Source organism: Paraburkholderia sp. NMBU_R16, from assembly GCF_013282575.1.
Taxonomy (GTDB): domain Bacteria; phylum Pseudomonadota; class Gammaproteobacteria; order Burkholderiales; family Burkholderiaceae; genus Trinickia.
The window spans coordinates 1-252 of record NZ_JAAAYE010000450.1 but is presented as its reverse complement, the minus strand read 5'-3'; the positions used below and the strand labels follow the sequence as shown (position 1 = coordinate 252).

At 64.3% G+C, this 252-nt stretch carries 1 pseudogene; it reads left to right on the top strand.

What is annotated here, in order from left to right:
* Positions 1-127, top strand: a pseudogene (locus tag GWC77_RS28775) (IS3 family transposase); the annotation flags it as partial.
* Between the last annotated feature and the right edge of the window lie 125 nt (positions 128-252).

The window sequence follows — 252 nt, the reverse complement described above, 5'->3', positions numbered from 1 at the left end:
CCACGCTGCACAGCTTCGTGATCCGTCGCGGCTGTGCGCGCGAGCGAAACGCGATGCGCTCCTGCAGCCCGAGATCAAGCGAGTCTGGCAGAGCAACATGCAGGTCTACGGGGCAGATAAAGTCTGGTGAAGGGCGTAGCCCGGAACCGCTGCCGCCACGCCGCGCCGAGCAGTCCCCCGTCATCGGGGTGCCTTGTCGGTGGTCGCGGTAAATCGGGTATGAACAGTCTTCCATGTCAAGGGAGGCTGCAG